Source organism: Hufsiella ginkgonis, assembly GCF_009834915.1.
In the GTDB taxonomy this organism is placed as follows: domain Bacteria; phylum Bacteroidota; class Bacteroidia; order Sphingobacteriales; family Sphingobacteriaceae; genus Hufsiella; species Hufsiella ginkgonis.
The window spans coordinates 1-19,235 of the sequence record NZ_WVHS01000002.1 but is presented as its reverse complement, the minus strand read 5'-3'; the positions used below and the strand labels follow the sequence as shown (position 1 = coordinate 19,235).

At 51.0% G+C, this 19,235-nt stretch carries 14 protein-coding genes; 9 read left to right on the top strand and 5 right to left on the bottom strand.

The genetic code is table 11. The features are described from left to right. Positions 1-3: 3 nt before the first annotated feature. A complete protein-coding gene (locus GS398_RS06830; protein ID WP_160906033.1) occupies positions 4-666 on the bottom strand; it encodes a hypothetical protein in 663 nt (220 codons plus the stop codon). 121 nt (positions 667-787) lie between these two features. Continuing rightward, complete coding sequence (locus GS398_RS06825) at positions 788-3,502, bottom strand: valine--tRNA ligase (RefSeq protein WP_160906032.1); 2,715 nt, start codon at positions 3,500-3,502, stop codon at positions 788-790. Positions 3,503-3,918: 416 nt separating this feature from the next. On the opposite strand from GS398_RS06825, the gene GS398_RS06820 reads away from it, so the two are divergent. The 4 genes from GS398_RS06820 to mnmC2 all read left to right on the top strand — a co-directional run bounded on the left by GS398_RS06820 (position 3,919) and on the right by mnmC2 (position 8,906). Continuing rightward, positions 3,919-5,967: a M13 family metallopeptidase gene (locus tag GS398_RS06820; RefSeq protein WP_160906031.1), complete on the top strand. Its 2,049-nt coding sequence runs from the start codon at positions 3,919-3,921 to the stop codon at positions 5,965-5,967. Positions 5,968-6,078: 111 nt separating this feature from the next. Continuing rightward, positions 6,079-6,828, top strand: a complete 750-nt coding sequence (locus GS398_RS06815) for a DNA-formamidopyrimidine glycosylase family protein (protein WP_160906030.1) — start codon at positions 6,079-6,081, stop codon at positions 6,826-6,828. A gap of 24 nt (positions 6,829-6,852) precedes the next feature. Then, entirely contained in the window at positions 6,853-8,220 is a 1,368-nt protein-coding gene (locus tag GS398_RS06810) for an MBL fold metallo-hydrolase (RefSeq protein WP_160906029.1), read from the top strand. Then, on the top strand, positions 8,217-8,906 hold the full coding sequence (gene mnmC2, locus GS398_RS06805; RefSeq protein ID WP_202405986.1) for a tRNA (5-methylaminomethyl-2-thiouridine)(34)-methyltransferase MnmC2: 690 nt from the start codon (positions 8,217-8,219) through the stop codon (positions 8,904-8,906). Before GS398_RS06810 ends, mnmC2 begins: the two co-directional genes overlap by 4 nt. A gap of 60 nt (positions 8,907-8,966) precedes the next feature. On the opposite strand, the gene GS398_RS06800 is transcribed toward mnmC2, so the two are convergent. Further along, positions 8,967-11,384, bottom strand: a complete 2,418-nt coding sequence (locus tag GS398_RS06800) for an alpha-ketoacid dehydrogenase subunit alpha/beta (protein ID WP_160906028.1) — start codon at positions 11,382-11,384, stop codon at positions 8,967-8,969. A 283-nt stretch (positions 11,385-11,667) separates the two neighbouring features. On the opposite strand from GS398_RS06800, the gene GS398_RS06795 reads away from it, so the two are divergent. Together GS398_RS06795 and GS398_RS06790 are read left to right on the top strand one after the other, a co-directional pair. Next, positions 11,668-12,072 carry a DUF1573 domain-containing protein gene (locus GS398_RS06795; protein ID WP_160906027.1) on the top strand — a complete coding sequence of 135 codons (405 nt, stop codon included), beginning with the start codon at positions 11,668-11,670 and terminating at the stop codon, positions 12,070-12,072. 67 nt (positions 12,073-12,139) lie between these two features. Further along, positions 12,140-13,336 carry a pyridoxal phosphate-dependent aminotransferase gene (locus GS398_RS06790; protein ID WP_160906026.1) on the top strand — a complete coding sequence of 399 codons (1,197 nt, stop codon included), beginning with the start codon at positions 12,140-12,142 and terminating at the stop codon, positions 13,334-13,336. A 10-nt stretch (positions 13,337-13,346) separates the two neighbouring features. Here GS398_RS06790 and GS398_RS06785 read toward each other — a convergent pair whose 3' ends face one another. After that, the gene (locus GS398_RS06785) at positions 13,347-14,714 is read right to left on the bottom strand and encodes a sensor histidine kinase (RefSeq protein ID WP_160906025.1); all 1,368 of its coding nucleotides are present in this window, start codon (positions 14,712-14,714) and stop codon (positions 13,347-13,349) included. Next, positions 14,711-15,394: a response regulator transcription factor gene (locus tag GS398_RS06780; RefSeq protein WP_160906024.1), complete on the bottom strand. Its 684-nt coding sequence runs from the start codon at positions 15,392-15,394 to the stop codon at positions 14,711-14,713. Before GS398_RS06780 ends, GS398_RS06785 begins: the two co-directional genes overlap by 4 nt. Positions 15,395-15,554: 160 nt before the next feature. On the opposite strand from GS398_RS06780, the gene GS398_RS06775 reads away from it, so the two are divergent. The 3 genes from GS398_RS06775 to GS398_RS06765 all read left to right on the top strand — a co-directional run. Beyond that, positions 15,555-15,749: a hypothetical protein gene (locus tag GS398_RS06775; protein WP_160906023.1), complete on the top strand. Its 195-nt coding sequence runs from the start codon at positions 15,555-15,557 to the stop codon at positions 15,747-15,749. Positions 15,750-15,758: 9 nt separating this feature from the next. Beyond that, the gene (locus tag GS398_RS06770) at positions 15,759-16,037 is read left to right on the top strand and encodes a hypothetical protein (RefSeq protein ID WP_160906022.1); all 279 of its coding nucleotides are present in this window, start codon (positions 15,759-15,761) and stop codon (positions 16,035-16,037) included. Between the two features lie 342 nt (positions 16,038-16,379). Further along, positions 16,380-19,235 (top strand): cadherin-like beta sandwich domain-containing protein (locus tag GS398_RS06765; RefSeq protein WP_160906021.1); only part of this gene is annotated, 2,856 nt, incomplete at its 3' end.

The window sequence follows — 19,235 nt, the reverse complement described above, 5'->3', positions numbered from 1 at the left end:
TTGTTACTTATTGGCGAGACGGAAATTCGCAAAGATCACGTCCATGCGCCCGCCCATGATGAGCTTGTGGGTCGACTCTACCGATTTCTCACCGGTAAACGCCGCCAGTACTTTGGCATCAATATTACGGGTCTTGGTTACCTCTACATGGCCCGAAAGGCAGGGATCGGCAATAGCCAGCTCACCGTTATTAAAGCTGGTGATGAGGCCGGGATCCTGGTTCGCGTAAGGATTTACAAAGGTTAACGGCATGTCGGAATTAATCTTCTGCACATCCACCATCAGCATCCCCACCTTTAAGCCCTTTTGTGTGGTGTACGGTGCGTCGGGTGATACGGTTTCCATAAAATCGATGTGTGTATATGGCGCGGCCTTTTCTTTCCAGTAGATATTAACCTGTTCGGGTTTCTGGTCCCAGATAGCGGTGAACTTGCCAAGCACGTTGTTATCATGTTCTGTCAGGTTGGCCTTGCCAAATTTCTTCTCAAGGTCCTGGTAACTGTCTGTCAGCTTCACTTCCCCGATGCCGGTACATGATACGAGGTCTTTCGCAGCAACGGCCGGTTCTTTGTTTTCTGATACAGGTTTAGACTGCTGGCAGGCGCCAAAACTTAATAAAGCAACGGCAGCCGGGAATAAAAATGTGATTCTTCGGGTGGAAAACATACGGTTTGGTTTGTTGGCAAATATAAAAATGGCGTATAAAGAGTCGTATAAAATTGTAGTTACGTTACATGTTCCTGTCCCGCGTTCAAACAGCGCAGCTATGCGTCATCATTATAACGTCTCACGTCAAACGTATAACGTTTTCCTCCAATATCCTGATCTTCGCTTCCGCATCCGCTTTCTTATTGCGTTCGTTCTCCACCACTTCCGGCTTGGCATTGGCCACGAAGCGCTCATTGGAGAGTTTGGCGTCCACTGATTTCAGGAATCCCCGCAGGTATCCAATCTCTTTGGTGATTCGTTCGCGCTCTGATTCCGCATCGATCAACCCGGTGGGGATCGAAACAAAGAACTCGTCGCGTCCCACCAGGAACGACGCCGCGCCTGTTACCTTCTCTTCGGAAATCGCCACTTCGCTGACATTGGCCAGCTTTACGATGATGTCTTTGTACACCTGGTAGTCCGTATCAGAACCTGATTTAACGGTAAGCGGTAATGCTTCTTTCGGGGATAATTGTTTACTGTTTCGCAGGTTCCGGATCTCGGATATCAGCTGTTTCACGGCCTGGATCTCCGAAAGCAGCACCTCGTTGGTCGGATGGCCCAATACAGGATATTCGGCAACGATACAACAGTCGCTTTCCGCCCGTTCACCAAAAACGTCGTCGTGCCATAGCTCTTCAGACAGGAAAGGCATAAAAGGGTGCAGCAAACGAATAACCTGGCTAAAAAATGCCTTGGTGTGGTTAAAGGTTTCCCGGTCTACCGGCTGCTGGTACGCGGGTTTGATCATCTCCAGGTACCAGGCACAAAAATCGTCCCATACCAGTTTATAGGTCGCCATTAAAGCTTCCGACAGGCGGTATCCATCAAAATGCTGGTCGATCTCTTCCAACGCTTCCGCAAACCGGTTGCCGAACCACGCTACCGGCACAGCGTTAGCAAACGGCATCGAATCATCTATCTCCCAGCCCTTCAGCAGGCGGAAGGCGTTCCACACCTTATTGGCAAAGTTCCTGCCCTGCTCGCAATACGATTCATCGAACATCAGGTCGTTACCTGCGGGCGAGCAAAGAAGCATCCCCACGCGAACGCCATCAGCGCCGTATTTCCCGATCAGGCCGATCGGGTCGGGCGAGTTGCCCAACGATTTCGACATCTTCCTGCCCAGCTTATCCCTGACGATCCCGGTAAGGTATACGTTCTTAAACGGCGCCTCCCCTTTAAATTCGTGTCCGGCCATCACCATGCGGGCCACCCAGAAGAAGAGGATCTCGGGCGCCGTTACCAGGTCGTTGGTAGGGTAATAATATTGCAGGTCGGCGTTTCCCGGGTTGGCCGGATCTCCAAATACGCTCGTATCGAACACCGAGATCGGCCATAGCCAGGAAGAGAACCAGGTATCTACCACATCGTCGTCCTGTTTAAGGAACGGATCCAATTGCGCTTTAAACCCGCGCGCGGCGTTTTCAGAAAACTTCCTGTCGGGATCCGCTTTCTCCAGGAAACCGTCAAGGGCTTCTTCGCGCGTTTTGGCAACCACCCAGTCTCCGTGCTGGTTGTACCACGCCGGGATCTGCTGCCCCCACCAGAGCTGGCGGCTGATACACCAGTCCTTTACATTCTCCATCCAGTGGCGATAGGTGTTTACGAACTTATCGGGAATGAGCTTTATTTCGCCATCCAGCACATAATCCAATGCCGGGCCGGCCATCTCTCCCATTTTGCAAAACCACTGCATCGAAAGACGGGGCTCGATCGCGGCATCGGTGCGTTCCGAAAACCCGACCTGCGATTTGTAGTCTTCTACTTTCTCGAGATGGTGATGAAGATCGAGAAGCTCTGCGATTTTTTTTCGTGCGGCGAACCGGTCCTCTCCCACCAGTATCCCGGCTTTTTCGTTTAGCGTACCATCGTCATTTAAAATGTCGATCACGCTAAGGCGGTGTTTTACGCCCAACTCATAGTCGTTCAGGTCATGCGCCGGCGTTACTTTTAAGCAACCCGTACCGAATTCCATAGTCACATACTCGTCTTCAATGATGGGGATCTCCCTGTTTATCAACGGGACATATACCGATTTACCTTTCAAGTGTTTATACCGCCCGTCATTCGGGTTTATACAAACGGCAGCATCTGCCATGATGGTTTCCGGCCTGGTAGTCGCAATAACAACATAACTGTTTACCGATGGCTGGTGGCTGCCGGTTGGCTGCTGATCAATTAAGGCGTATTTTATATAATAGAGCTTCTGATTTACTTCTTTACGTACCACCTCCTCATCGGAAACAGCGGTTTTTCCTTTCGGGTCCCAGTTCACCATTCTTATGCCGCGGTAGATCCAGCCCTTTTTATATAGGTGAACGAACGTATCCACCACCGCTTCTGAAAGATCTTGGTCCATGGTGAATTTAGTGCGGTCCCAATCGCAGGACGCACCGAGTTTTTTCAGCTGCTCGAGGATGATGCCGCCATATTTCTCTTTCCATTCCCAGGCGTACTCCATAAAAGCCTCCCGGCTAAGGTCTTTTTTTTCAATACCGCGCTCACGCAGCATGGCTACCACCTTGGCCTCCGTAGCAATAGAAGCATGGTCTGTTCCAGGTACCCAGCAGGCATTTTTACCCTGCATGCGTGCACGGCGGATGAGCACATCCTGGATGGTATTGTTCAGCATATGCCCCATATGCAGCACACCGGTCACGTTAGGCGGCGGGATCACAATGGTGTAAGGCTCACGATCGTCGGGCACCGAGCGGAAAAACCGTTTTTCCATCCAGTAATTGTACCATTTATCTTCTGCTTCTCGGGGACTATATGTCTTTGAAATACTCATGCTTCGGGCTCCCGGGTTAAGGGAGGTGCAAAAATAAGATTTTTTTGGCTGTCAACTATCAGCCGTCAGCTCTCAGCTCCTTTTTGGCCTTACAAAAAGCTGGCGGCGGGTGGCTGACGGCAACAAAAAAATGGAGCCCGGAACAATATTCTTAATTATCTACAGTTATATTACCTGAAGATGAACTTACTATGAAATTCTTTCCTAATCTTAAAATTTCAAGCTTAATTTTTCATTCTACTCACGTCAGGCGGATCCTCGGCTGGTTCAATAAGTGATCTTCGCTTACTGTCAATTTCTTATTTATGGTGGAATCGGATATATTTACACCCTAACGTAACCCGCAGCGTACGGTGATCTCTCATTAACGTTAGTATTTCTTGAAGCGTATGACTTTCGCGGTTAAAAAAAACACTATGGAAAAAAACATTTACAAACTTTTAATTCCCGGTATGATGCTGGTGACCCTGCAGGCTACCGCGCAGCACAACTCCCCGCGATCGGTTAAGCCCAAATTTCTTGACCAGTCTAACATGGACGTAACGGTACCTCCCGGCGACGATTTTTACACGTATGCCAGCGGGAACTGGATCAAAAAAAACCCGGTTCCTGCCAAAGAAACCCGTTGGGGCAGCTTTAACCAGCTTCGCGACTTCAACATCAACGCCGTAAAAACCATTTTGAACGATGCCGCCAACAATAAGAAAGCGCCCGCCGGCTCGATCGAGCGCCGCGTAGGCGATTTTTACACGGCAGGAATGGATAGTGTGGCCATCGAAAAGCTTGGGTACACGCCCATCAAGCCCGAGCTGGCAAAAGCGGCCGCAGTGAAAAGCGGCGCCGAAGCCGTAAACCTGGCTGCCGAAATGCGTACCTTCGGCGCAGGCGCTCCCCTTTTTGGATTTGGCGTGGCGCAGGACCGTAAAAATGTTAAGAACATGGTGCCGCAGCTTGCGCAGGGAGGCACGACACTCCCAGATCGTGATTATTACCTCAAAAGCGACGCACCGACCTTAAAGATCCAACAGGCTTATAAAACATACATTACCCGGCTGTTTGCTCTCACCGGCGTACCACAGGCCGAAGCGGAGAAAAAAGCAGAAACGGTTTTCCAGCTGGAGAAAAAACTGGCCGCTTCACAAATGAGCCGCGTGGAAATGCGCGACCCGTATAAGACCTACAATAAGTTTTCTGTAGCCGATTTTAGCAAAACTACGCCCAACCTGGATTGGAAATCGCTGATGGCGAAAATGAAAGTGACCGGCCAGGATACCGTACTGGTTGGCAATCCCAAGTTCTTTAAAGATCTCGATAACCTGGTTTCTACCACTCCTGCGGCGGATTTCCAGGACTACCTGCAATGGAACGTACTTAAAAGCGCCGCACCTTACCTCAGCTCCGAATTCGTAAAAGCGAACTTCGCGTACAGCCAGGTAATGACCGGGCAGAAAGTGCAAACTCCGAGATGGCAGCGCATGTCGCAACTTACCGATGGCACTGTGGGCGAATTGCTCGGCCAGCTGTATGTGCAGAAGCATTTTAAGCCCGAAGCAAAGGCCCGCATGAGCACCATGATCCAGAACCTGGTGAAAGCATACGAGATCCGCATCAACAACCTCGACTGGATGAGCCCCGCCACCAAACAGAAGGCGCTGGCTAAGCTTCACGCTTTTACGCCGAAGATCGCTTATCCCGATAAATGGAAAAACTATGACGGCATGGAGATCAGCAAGAAAGCGTTCTTCGCGAACCTGCGTAATTCAAGCGAGTACCAGTATGACGAGATGGTAAACCAGCTCGGCAAACCGGTAGACAAAAGCCGTTGGGGCATGACCGCTCCTACCGTAAACGCTTATTACAATGCGGTAAATAACGAGATCGTATTCCCCGCGGGTATCCTCCAGTTCCCTTTCTTTGACCCCAACGCGGATGACGCCGTAAACTATGGCGGCATCGGGGCAGTGATCGGGCACGAGATCTCCCATGGATTCGACGATTCGGGAAGCCAGTATGATGCCGACGGGACCCTGCGCAACTGGTGGACCGACGAGGACCGTACCAAGTTTAAAGCAAAGGCGGAAGCGCTCCAGAAACAATACGATGCGTATACCGTACTGGATACCATCCATGTGAACGGAAAGCTGACACTCGGTGAAAATATCGGCGATCTCGGCGGACTGAACGCGGCTTACGAAGCATTTAAAATGACCAAACAAGGCCAGTCGAACGAACTGATAGACGGCTTTACGCCCGATCAGCGCTTCTTCCTGGCATGGGCACAGGTTTGGCGCGGAAATATCCTTAACGAAACCGCCGCACAACTGATCGTTACGGATTCGCATTCACCCGGCCCGTACCGCACCATCGGCGCTCCCGTAAACATGGACGCCTGGTATAAAGCGTTTAATGTACAGCCCGGCAACAAGCTGTACAAAAAGCCTGAAGACAGGATCAGGCTCTGGTAGAAATCAGAAGATCTAAAAACAAAAGCCGTCTCATAAGCCGTTTATGAGACGGCTTTTTTTGTGAAGAGGTTTTATTGGCTCAATAGTTGTTTTACTCCCCGTAAAAACGATATGCCCGAAGGTCCTACCATCATCATTCTCAAAGAAGCGGTCCAGGCATTTAAAGGCCAAAAAGTGCTTCGTGCAGAAGGCACCACAAAAAAGCTCGATCCCGCCTTACTAAACAACCGGGTGATCACCGACTTTAAAAGCTGGGGAAAACACTTCCTCATCTGCTTCGATACCATTACCGTCAGGATCCATTTTATGCTATTCGGGTCTTACCTCATCAATGAGCGAAAGGCAGCTATTCCCCGGTTAAGTTTACAGTTCGACGATGGCGAGCTCAACTTGTACGCCTGCGCCGTGCAGCTGATCGAAAAACCGATCGACGAGGTTTATGACTGGACCGCCGATGTAATGAGCCCCGCTTGGGACGGCAATAGCGCCATCCGCAAACTTCGCGAAAACCCGGCAATGCTGGCCTGCGATGCGTTACTGAACCAAGAGATTTTCGCCGGAGTTGGCAATATCATTAAGAATGAAGTCTTGTTTCGCATCCATGTGCACCCCGGAAACCTGGTAGGGAACATTCCCGAAAACAAACTCGCAGAGATGACGGAGGAGGCCGTTAATTACAGTTTCGATTTTCTCAGGTGGAAGAAGGAGTTCACGCTTAAGAAACACTGGCTGGCACATACCAAAAAGACCTGCCCGAGAGACCATATCCCTTTTCACAAAGAATATATGGGGAAGACCAACAGGCGTACGTTCTACTGCCCGGTTTGCCAGGAGCTTTACCAGGATAACGAAGCACCGTAAGGTTTTTTTATCTTTGCGCCAGATATGGTAATTGAACAGTTTTACGACAAAGGATTAGCTCATAGTTCCTACGCGGTGATCAGCAGCGGCGAAATGGTAGTGATCGATCCCGCACGCGATCCGCAGCCCTACCTCGATTGGGCCATTGCAAACCAGGCCGTATTAACAGGTGTAATTGAAACTCATCCCCATGCCGACTTCGTGAGTTCGCACCTGGAGCTGCATCAGCAGACCGGTGCACCCATTTATGCCAGTAAACTGGTGGATGCAGGCTACCCGCATATTACTTTTGATGAAGGCGATGAGATCAGGCTTGGGACGGTGCTGCTTCGTGCCATCAATACTCCCGGCCATTCGCCAGACAGCATCTGTATTCTCGTGATCGGCGAATCAGGGAAAGAACATGCCATTTTTACCGGCGACACGCTCTTTGCCGGGGACGTCGGTCGCCCGGACCTTCGCGAAAACGCGGGAAGCATCACTGCCAGGAAGGAGGAGCTTGCCAAAGACATGTACCATTCAACCCGCGAAAAGCTGCTTACGCTGCCTGACGAAGTACTTGTATACCCTTCACATGGTCCTGGTTCGCTTTGCGGCAAAAACATGAGCCCGGAGTTGTTCAGCACCATCGGGAAGGAACGGGTGTCTAATTACGCGCTCCAGGATATGACCGAAACGGCGTTCGTGCAGCTGATCACCGCAGATCAGCCATTCACACCTGCTTATTTCGAGTTCGATGTAACTATAAACCGGAACGGGGCCGCTCCTTTCAAACAGAGTATTTCGGCCATTCCCCAGGTTGCCGTTGAAGACCTGCCGCCCGGCGCGCTGGAAATAGATACCCGTCCCGGCGGTGATTACAAGGCGCGGCACCGTGCTGGTTCGTTCAATATCCCGGATGGCAATTCGTTCGAAACCTGGCTCGGCTCAGTGGTCGCTCCCAATGAGCCATTCTACCTGCTGGCCGGATCAGTGAATGCCCTGCAAACGGCGTTAACAAGGGCGGCGAAGATCGGTTATGAGAAGCAGGTAACGGGAACGGTAGTTGCTGCGGCACCAGGCACAACGACCAGCCCCCTGCTCGACCTGGATCATTTTAAGAAACACATGGACGATTACACCATCGTTGACGTCAGGAACAGCGGTGAACATTCAGCGGGTAAGATTTTCGAAAACGCGCTGCTCCTGCCGCTCCCGGATCTTCGCAAGCACCTGGACCGCATCCCGGCGGGTAAACCGGTGATCGTGCACTGCGCGGGCGGCTACCGCTCGGCCATCGGTTCATCCATTATTGCGGAAGCCCTGGCAGAGACGGCGGTGTACGACCTGGGGGAAGCCGTCACCGGGTTTACCGGTACAGTCGCTAAAGCATCTTCGCCGGCGGTAACATGATCACACTCGTACTTACCTCCGATGGCTCCAACACCCTTTTTAATTCCGAGGTTGGCGAGCATTATCATTCGCGGCACGGCGCCCTGCAGGAGAGTAAACATGTTTTCCTTGAAGCCGGGTTAAAACATTTCACGGGAAAAAACCATCCAGGGTCTGTTGCGGTGCTCGAAGCCGGATTTGGCACGGGCCTGAACTTTATGCTTAGCGCCGACTGGTGCCTGCAGCAGGATATCGCGCTTGACTATACCGGCATCGAGGCTTTCCCGGTAACAGACGAGCTGTTCAAAAGCACCGGCTATGATGCATATATCTCCGGGAACACGTGGCAATCGCTGGCCGCAAAATACCTGGTGGCATTAAGCGGGCCGGTAATGATCAGCGACACTTGTAAATTAGCGATCGACACAAGCACATTTGCCGATTTTGATACCGATGCGGCGTACGATGTACTTTACTTCGACGCATTTGCCGCCGTCCACCAGCCGGAATTATGGACACATGACGCCATCGCTCACCTGTGCAGCTTCCTGAAACCCGGCGGAGTATTTGTTACTTATGCCATTACAGGCAACCTGAAAAGAACGATGAAAGCGCTGGGATTTACAGTCGAAAAGCTCCCGGGCGCGCCGGGGAAGAGGGAGATGCTGAGAGCGGTAAAAGGCCCCTCGCCAATACGTCTTAGCTGAATATCCGTCACCTCCGGGGCCCCGTTCTTTTCAACACCTGGGAGGCTACAAAAGCCGCAGCTACCACATCTTAGGGAACTTACCCGGGTTCGATTCAGAAAGAATATGGTACACCTTTTCGATCACATCATCTACAGAAGGTTTGGAGAAATAGTCGCCGTCGGAACCATAAGGCGGCCTATGATCAACTGCCGTTAATGTTTGCGGCTGGGAGTCGAGATAATAATAGCCGTTTTGCACTTCAAGTATTTGCTGAAGGATAAAAGCAGATGCTGCCCCGGGGAGATCTTCATCTACCACCAGCAGCTTATTGGTTTTCCTGAGCGATGCGAGGCAAACCTGTTCCGTATCAAAAGGAAGCAGCGTCTGCGGATCGATGATCTCGATGCGGATGTCCAATTTCTCAAGCTCCACGGCCGCCTCCTGCACTACGCGAAGGGTGGAACCGTACGACACCACGGTGATGTCGTTCCCTTCAAGCACCACTTCGGCCTTGCCAAGCGGCACCGTAAAATCACCCACGTTAGCGGGTAGTTTCTCTTTCAGGCGATAGCCGTTGAGGGATTCGATCACCAATGCCGGTTCGTCGCCGCGAAGCAATGTATTGTAGAGGCCCGCTGCCTGCGTCATGTTACGTGGTACGCAAATATGCATGCCGCGCAGCGATCCCAGGATCATACCCAACGGCGACCCTGAATGCCAGATACCTTCCAGCCTGTGACCACGTGTGCGCACGATCACGGGAGACTTCTGCCCTGCTTTGGTGCGGTAGCTCAGGCTTGCCAGGTCGTCGGTTAACACGGTAAGCGCATATACCAGGTAGTCGAGGTACTGGATCTCGGCAATGGGTTTTAACCCGCGCATGGCCAGACCGATACCTTGCCCGGCGATGGTGTTCTCGCGGATCCCGGTATCGAAGATGCGGTTAGTTCCGAATTTGACTTGTAGCCCCGCAAATCCCTGGTTTACGTCACCGATGGCACCCACGTCTTCGCCAAAGGCGACGATCCGCGGATCGCGCATAAAGTTGGCGTCGAAACAGGCGTTCAGCACTTCGCGGCCGTCCACCAGGCGTGCATCCGGCTCGTATTCGGGCGCTACCACGGGAACACGCAACGGCGAATCCACTCCATCCGTAAACAGCTTGGAGTTGTAACGTTCGCGGTTAACCGCCAGCTGCTCCTGGTACCAGGCAACGAGCTGTGTTTTTGCGTCATACTGGTCGTTGCGCAATATCCGGATCGCCCTGCGTGCGGTAACCATCACATCGCGGCGCGACGGATCTACGGTGCTGTCCAGGGCACGCGAAAGCGCCTGCACCTCATCGTTACCGGTTGCAGACAGCAACTTGTTCAGCTGGTCTGTTTCCGCTTTAATGGCGATGTTGAAGTCGGCCCAGGCTTTTTTCTGGCAATGGCGGACGTATATTTTTGCATCGTCTTCTATTTCGTCCAGCTGCTCATCGGTCGCTATGGCCGATTCAATCATCCATTTGCGCATCTGGAGCAGGCAGTCGTATTCTTTTTCCCATTCCAGGCGGTGGGCGGCTTTATAGCGTTCGTGCGAGCCGGAGGTAGAATGCCCTTGTGGCTGGGTCATTTCCACTACGTGGATCATCACGGGGACATGTTTTGTGCGGCAGATCTGGATGGCTGTTTCATAAGTTTCGCAAAGGCCCGGGTAGTCCCAGCCCTTTACCTTGAAGATCTCGTAACCCTCGCCCTTCTCATCACGCTGGAAGCCTTTCAGGATTTCTGAAATATCCTGTTTGGTAGTTTGCAGCTCGGCCGGTACGGAGATCGCGTAGGCATCGTCCCAGATCGAGATCGCCATGGGCACCTGCATTACCCCGGCGGCATTGATCGCTTCGAAAAACACACCTTCTGACGTAGAGCCGTTACCGATGGTGCCAAACGCTACTTCATTCCCGTTTACGGAGAAATTCCGGAGATATTCCAGCTCCGGGTTATTACGGAATAATTTGGAGGCCTGTGCCAGCCCTACGAGCCGGGCCATCTGTCCGCCGGTGGTAGAAATATCAGAAGAGCAGTTTTTCATCTCCGCAAGATTTTTCCAGGTGCCGTCGTCGTTCAGGCTGCGCGTAGCGTAATGACAGTTCATTTGCCTTCCGGCGGATGCGGGGTCAAAATCAGTATCAGGATTTGCGTATAACTGTGCAAAAAACTCCAGGATTGTCGACATCCCTGTAGCGAACATAAAAGTCTGGTCGCGGTAATAACCCGCCCGCCAGTCGCCGTTCTTAAAAGCTTTCGCCATGGCGATCTGCGCGATCTCCTTGCCATCGCCAAAGATGCCGAACTTGGCTTTTCCGGTAAGCACTTCCCTTCGCCCAAGCAAACTCGCCTGGCGACTTTCACAGGCGATCTTGTAATCGTTGATCACAATCTCCTTAAAAGCGTCGAAACTTAATGCCGACACACCAAACTGGTTTGTAACTTTTACTTCGCTTTCAATCATATTCACCGGTTAGCAGAATTCCAAAAGTAATATTTTGATCGGGAATAAAGAAGGTGGCTTGGTTGTCTGTGATCAGTTACCGTTAATCAGTTCCATATATTGCGCTTCATAGAAACCGATTGCTGGTAACCGGTCACCGATACCCGTTTAATTTACAGTATTTTTACACTGCAGGTGATTACTGGAATGCTTTTTGAATAGTAAATTATTATATTTGTGTAAGCTGAGCCCAAATTAAAAAGGCACAGAAAAGCGAGATCACCATTTAACAAAATCAAACACGATGAAAAAATTAATCATCTTCTGTGCAGTTATTTTAGGCTTTACTGCGATGACTGCCATGCAGGTTGAATCTACTGCCGAGTTCAAATTTGAGAAAGAAACCCATGATTTTGGCAAGATCCCCCAAAACAAACCGGTAACAGTGGATTTTAAGTTCACCAATATCGGTGATGAGCCGCTGATCATAAGCGCGGTAGAACCGCAGTGCGGATGTACCGTAGCAAAATTCACTTCCACTCCTATTAAAAAAGGCGGTGAAGGCGTGATCACGCTTACCTACAACGCAGCAACCGTATCTACTTTCACCAAGCTGGCTACGGTGAAGTCAAATGCCCGCACCCCTGTAAAATATCTTTATATTAAGGGTGAAGTAGTGGCTGCGGCAACTTCGTCAAGCTCGAAATAGTCACAACTCTAAACATTATTCAGGAACCTCTCCTTAAACCGGGGAGGTTTTTTTATTTTTGCACCTTATGCCGAAAATCTCCAGCAAAGGTACACGGATGCCTGCCTCTCCTATCCGTAAACTCACTCCTTATGCCGACCAGGCAAAACGGGATGGAAAAAAAGTATATCACCTGAACATCGGCCAGCCCGACATACAGACGCCCGACGTGATGCTCGACGCTATTAAAAACATCAGTTTTAAGGTGTGGGCATACACCCCGTCGGAAGGCACTCTTTCTTACCGAACCAGGCTTACCGGCTATTATAACGACCTCGGCTACCACATACAGCCGCAAGATGTCATTGTTACCAACGGCGGCTCTGAGGCCATTACGATCGCGATGCAAACCTGCCTGGATGCCGGCGACGAGGTGATCATCCCCGAGCCCTTTTATGCCAACTACAACGGGTTCGCCTGCATGGGCGATGTGGTGGTAAAGCCTATCCTTTCGCACATAGAAAACGGTTTTGCTCTTCCGCCGGTGGCCGAGTTTGAGAAGGTGATCACCGAACGCACCCGTGCGATCATGATCTGTAACCCGAACAACCCGACCGGCTACTTATATTCCCGGCGCGAGCTCGAAGACCTGAAGGCCTTATGCCTTAAATATGATCTCTATCTTTTCTCGGATGAAGCGTACCGGGAATTCTGTTATGACGGCCGGCAGTTTGAATCGCCGATGCACCTGGAAGGAATGGAAGAAAACGTGATCGTGCTCGATACCGTCTCCAAACGTTACAGCGCCTGCGGCGCAAGGCTGGGCTGTATCATTACAAAAAACAAGGCCGTGATCGCCTCGGCGCTCAAGTTCGCACAGGCGAGGTTAAGCCCCGGGATGGTGGCGCAGATCGCCGGCGAAGCGGCGGTAGACACGCCCGCTTCGTATTTCGAAACCGTTAACAGGGAGTATACCGAACGCCGTGACCTCATCGTAAGTTCATTGAACCGTATTCCCGGTGTATTTTGTCCCAACCCGGGCGGCGCTTTCTACGTGGTGGCCAGGTTCCCCATAGATGACGCCGATAAATTCTGTCAATGGATACTCGAATCATTCAGCTACAAAAACCAAACAGTGATGATGGCGCCGGCAACGGGCTTCTACAGCACTCCCGGCGCGGGCAGGAACGAAGTGCGGCTGGCCTATGTACTCAATAAAGAGGATATTGCCGCCGCCATGCTTTGTCTTGAAAAGGCATTGACGGAATACCCCGGAAAGGCTTAGGAGAAGCACATCACCCTTCGCTATTAGGAAACTGCAGCGTAATAACCGTGCCGGAGCCGGCAATTGACAATACCCCGATCTCCCCTTTTAACATGCGGACGATCTTATTGGTTACATACAGGCCGATGCCGTTCCCCGGGTAGTCTGCCGCCGTTTCTGAACGGTAAAAGGCATCGAAGATCCGTTCACGGTCTTCGTGGATAATTCCGATTCCTTTATCCTGGATCTTTATTTTAACCAGCCCGTTGCCCGTTTCAAGCGTAAAGCTTACCGGCTTATTGTTTGAGAATTTAAAGGCATTGCCGACCAGGTTATTCAGGGCAATAGACAACAAGGCCTTATTTGCCTGTATGATCAGCGATGCTTCGTCGCTGGACACCCGGTCCATTTTAACACGTAGCGCATGCCGGAACAACTTCTTTGACCAGTACTCTTCCAGCTCCCATACCAGGTCGTCGACCCGGATAGGCACCAGCTGCGCGCGACCAAACGTAACGTCTACTTCCGCAAGGTCGATGAGGCCGGTGATGGTCTCGTTCAGCTTTTCTGACTCCGCGAGGGTCGAACGGATCACCGCGCGGTATTCGCCGGCACTGCGTTCCTGTTTGAGTGCGATCTCTGCTTCCCCGATCATGCTCGTGATGGGTGTGCGCAGCTCATGGGAAGCGTTGGCAACAAATGTTTTCTGCAGCTCGAAAGAGTGCTGAAGCTGTTCGAGCAGGTGGTTAAAATTCCTGGCAAGGAGGCCGATCTCGTCATTCTCTTGCGTAACGTTTACGCGCGTGTCCAGGTTGGTAGCGCTGATCTTCTGCAACTGTGCTACAAGCCCGTTAATTGGCGACAGCGCTTTCTCTGCGAACCACCGTCCGATACTAAAAACCAGGATGATGGAAAGGAAAAAAACAGAAGCCATAATGAACTTGAAACGGTTAAGCTGCCCGATACGACCGGGATCCTGCGCAGAAGCGAGGATTACAAAATCACCATGTTCATCTTTATAATGCATGCCAACGGCATAACGTCCCCGCTCCGAGTATTCGATGTCACCGTTCTCTCTTACTTCGTTGATGATATTATCCGGCCAGTATTGTTTGTCGTCGGGAATGAACGCAGCATCGTTTCCCCCATCGTAGATCCGGATCACTTCGCCCGGGATCTTTTCCTGGTATTTTTCGCGGACACGGGTAAGGTCGGCGCGCGATTGCTCGTCGGCTTCGATATATAGCCGCGTAGCGATGCTGATCCTGTCTTTCAAGCGGTTAAAGAAATCGATCTGGAGGAATTTATAAAAAGAAAGGTAGATCACCGTCATGACGATCAGCAAGATGGTGGAGCTCACTAAAGTAAAGTAAAGGGAAAGCCGGTTCTTTATTTTCATAAGTTCCTTTTCAGGATATAGCCCATGCCCACCATGGTATGGATCAGCTTGACATCGTACTCTTTGTCTATTTTGTTCCTGAGATAATTAACGTATACATCGATCACGTTAGTGCCTGTATCAAACCCGATGCCCCACACCTTTTCCGCAATGTACTGGCGGGTAAGCAGTTTGTCGGGATTGCGCATAAAGAGCTCGAGCAGGGCATATTCTTTGGCCGTAAGTGTGATCTTCTTATGTTCGCGTTCGGCGGTTTTCTCCCAGGTATTTAAGGTAAGACCTTCAAAGGTGATGGACTCATTGGCCTGCCGGAACATGTTTTGCCGGCGGATAAGCGCCTCCATGCGGGCCAGCAGCTCGTCGAAGCGAAATGGTTTTACCAGGTAATCATCGGCGCCAGCCTTCAGCCCGCTCACTTTATCATCGATGGTCCCCAGGGCAGTGAGCATCAGTACCGGGATGTGTAAGCTTTTCTCGCGCAGCCTGCGGCAAAACTCCGCACCGCTGATCCCGGGAAGCATGATATCAAGGATTAGAAGGTCAAATTTGCCGGCGAACAGGGAATCGCTGGCCTTGCTGGTTTCCTTGTACCGCTCCACCCGGTACCCGTTCTCCTCCAGTCCCTTCTTGATAAAAGCACCAACTTTTTCTTCGTCTTCAATCAAACAGATCCGGGTCATTTAAGCAGAATATACCGATAAAATTACCTACTTATCGGGTTCCTTTAGTGACAAGATCGTTACTATTTAAAATTCTAATCCCATTCTAATCCGTCAGACAGCCGTTTGAGATAATTTTACATCCAGTAAAAAACGAATTGCATCTTGTTAATTCATCGCAATGAACTGGGAACTGGCTGATAAATTACTCAAGCACATGACTGCTACCTACACGGCCGACAACCTGCGAAAAGTAACCTTTAACAAAGCTATATTTCCCCTCTTGCTGCGGTATGAGAACGGCGAACGCTCACCCGATCTATACAACTTTATAGTGCATACCGAACAGGCGTTAATGAGGGACATTTACCACTAACGAAGCTTTATGGAGCAGGAATTAATTTCAAGGGAAGATGCCTTTGGACTGATCATGGCTAAAATCGACGGCAGCCTCTTACCCGATGAGCTCGAACAACTGAACAAATGGGTAAAGGCAAGCGCCGAAAACAGGGAGATCTACCAGGGTTTCTACCGGCTTAACCGGGAGTTCGATGAGTTCTCGGAAAGCTTGCTGCCTGAAGCCGCCTACAAAAGATACCTCACTTCCGCGGATATCCTGTTTGCAATGCTGGCGATCTGCCTGTTCATTTATATATTGTGGTAGGATGTACCGCGAAAGGTGATTTCCAGACGCTGTGGATGGGATTGCAAGATGTATAAACTCATCCGGCTCGCTTCATAACCGTTATTGGCCGCCCTGTCCCGCGTGCGACCGCACCAGCTTTATCCCGCAGCCTTCGATACAAGGCGGATTCAGCACCAGCGTATCACCTGCAAACCGGTAAAGGTAAACGGTACATATTGTTATTATATTGTCGTTGTTTTCTTATCCGTGCGTCCGCTGCAGACGACCCGCAACACGAATACCCGCCTAATGTCATAAATGACCGGCAATTCGTTGCAATCGACGATTTATTTGTTATTTTGCTCTGTGGTAACCGATTAAATGCATTTGGGTATTTTTAAAAACGTATTCTCGCTAATTGTTTGCGTCCTGTTATTTGCTGGTTTTTCTGCGACCGCGATTCCTGTTAAATCATCGTCCCACCGGGCGGGGCCGGAATTATCCGGGCTTACGGCGACAGGCGCTACTTTATCAACTCTCTTTAGCAGTACGGTATTTGAATATACGGCCACCGTGCCGAATACCACTACCAGCATCCAGCTCACGCCCTCAGTAGCTAACTCTTCAACTACCTTTATTACTATTGGCGACGATCCGACCCCGGTTACCAGCGGGCGACCGAAGACCATTCCACTGCCCCTTATCGGCGATAATATCATTATCCTGGAAGTCCATGATGTCAATAATACTACCACGCAGTACCGGGTTACCATCGACAGGCTTCCAAATAATAATCCCGGGCTTACCGCGATCGGTTTGTCCACGGGGACATTAAGCCCGGAATTTAACATCAATACCACCGATTATACTGTTGCGGTACCTTACGAGGTATCAAGCATCACCATGTCGGCAACCGCATTTAATGTTTCGAGTGCCATCTTCCTTCATAGTAAGAATACCGCTTCCGGCGAACAGGTTACGGTACCGCTGACCAGCGGCTCGAACTTCGTTACGATCCGCGTTACTGCCCAGGGCGGGGCTACGAGAGACTATAACATAATAGTTAACAGGGCGTTGTCCGGTAATCCCCGGCTAACGGGCCTGGCCAGCAGCGCCGGCACGCTCAGTCCTGGTTTTAACCCGGCAACCCATACCTACAGCCTTGTGGTTCCTGCAGGCACCGGTAGTGTTTCTTTAACCCCTACGGGGAGCCCCGGATCGATACTGAACCTGGTCGCTGACAACCACACCACTTCTATTGTGAGCGGCGCGCCTTTCACCCGGTCATTGAATCCGGGAAACAATATTTTGGTGATCGATGTGATCACGGAAGATAACAGCGATGCTACTTATACGGTAAATATATTCAGGGAGTTCTCTGACAATAAGAACCTGGCGTCCATCACTTTTGATAAAGGGACACTGAATATTCCGTTTAACCCGGCTACGCTTAACTACCAGGTAGATGTGCCCCGCGACCAGAATAAGATCTCGATCACCGCTATCCCGGCGGATGCCTTAGCGATCGTTTCGATCCAGGACATTCGTACGGTGAACAATGCGCCGGTAACCTTGCCGCTTACCATAGGTACGAATACAATATCCATTAATGTGCTGGCGAAAAATGGCACTGAGAAGAACTATATACTTGCCATTAACAGGATCTCCAGGGATGCCGCTTTCCGTTCCCTGCTGCTTAGTACTGGCATTATTAATACTCCTCCATTAGTAGACGGCATAAACCTGGTCACGGTGCCGGTAGGAACGACTAGTATTACATTGACACCTGTAATAGAAGAACACGCCACCATGTGGGCCGATGAGGTAGAACTTACCCTTTCCGGAAAGCCCATTACCTACCAGATACCGGGCAAGTCGATTACAAGATTGATAGAGGTCACCGCAGAAGACAACGCATATGTAACCAGGTATAACCTGCGCTTCAAGTTCCAGCAGACCATCACGTTCAATTCATTGTCTAAAAACTATGGTGATGCTGATTTTGTAGCAGCGACGGTAAGCACCTCTGCGCCACTCACCTACACGTCTGATAATCCCGCTGTAGCCACCATCGTATCAGGCAAGGTACACATTGCAGGACCAGGAACCGCGAATATCACCGCCAGCCAGTCGGGACTTGCCGATTATAGCCCTGCCAGTTTAACTCAAACGCTAACCGTTGCAAGGCGCCCGCTCACCATTACGGCCCTTGAACAACCGAAAACATACGGTGCAGTATTGACCATGGGCTCTTCAACCAGCAAATTTACCGCGGTTGGTACCGTTACCGGGCAAACTATCACCAGCGTAACACTTACGCCCGATGCAACCGGTTTGTCCCCGACCGCCAATGCCGGTGCTTCTTATACCATCATGCCATCTGCCCCAAGCGGTAGCGGAGGCTTTAACGTGAATAACTACGATATTACATTCAAACCATACAATGGCACCGTGGCAAAACAGCCGCTTACCATTACGGCCAATAATGTAAATAAGGAATATGGCACCGTATTAACGGAAGATGCCGTATTCACCAACATTTCTGTACCGGCAGCCAGCCTGAAAAACGGCAACACGATCAGCTCGGTACAGGTGAGCTTCGGGAATGGTGCCGCCCAGGACGATCCCGTCGGCACGTACCCCGGCTCAGTGGTGCCTACTCAGGCGGTCGGAGCAAACGGCTTTTTAACCGACAACTATGACATCACTTATGTGAACAGCAACTTGGTGGTAACCGCGGGACGCCCGATCTTAACCATCACTGCGAAAGCTGCAAACAAGCTATATGGCACAGCTATTTCAGGTGGCAGCAGTACTACGGAATTTACGGCAACCGGTTTAGCCCCGGGCGAAACCATCGGCAGCATAACGGTGAGCTACGGTACTGGATCTGCAGCTGCAGACTTGCCAGCCGCCTATAATAGACAGGTCACCGTCAGCGCCGCTACTGGCGGAACTTTCAACCCCTCGGCCTATGTGATCCACTATGTGCCCGGTAACCTCGTGGTCTCGCCCGTTCCGGTTACCGTAACCGCTGACCGGGGAACCAGGGTGTACGGGGACGCAGACCCTGCCCTTTCTTACACCATTACCTCTGGCGCATTGGTGGGAAATGATCAATTAACAGGTTCGCCTGCGCGTGCACCCGGAGACGATGCAGGTGAATATGTGATCAGTCAGGGAACCATAACCGGGGGAATCAAATACGCGATTACTTTTCTAGAGGCGAAGTTCACG